The organism is Pseudomonas sp. SIMBA_067 (genome assembly GCF_046534675.1).
Lineage (GTDB): Bacteria > Pseudomonadota > Gammaproteobacteria > Pseudomonadales > Pseudomonadaceae > Aquipseudomonas > Aquipseudomonas putida.
Genome location: NZ_JAWRYH010000363.1, coordinates 1 through 276 on the forward strand (window position 1 = coordinate 1; position 276 = coordinate 276).

A 276-nucleotide genomic window follows, 5' to 3' on the forward strand; every position below is an offset into this window, starting at 1 on the left:
AGCGAATCAGCAAAAATGCCGGATGCAGTTTTGATCGCCAGCAGTGCTAATGTTTACGGTAATAACACACCGGGAAAATTAGCAGAGTCGGTTCCTGCCAGACCTGCAAATGACTACGCGGTAAGCAAGCTGGCAATGGAGTATATGACCAGTCTGTTTTATGAAAAATTGCCGATTATTATTACCCGGCCATTCAATTACACTGGCGCCGGTCAGGCAGAAAATTTCCTGATCCCGAAAATCGTCAAACATTTTCGTGAGAGGAAAGAAGTCATT

General features: G+C 44.6%; 1 protein-coding gene. It reads left to right on the top strand.

The annotated features are described in order from the left end of the window. A partial coding sequence (locus SB765_RS29450; RefSeq protein WP_410932462.1) for a GDP-mannose 4,6-dehydratase occupies positions 1-276 on the top strand: 276 nt, incomplete at both ends.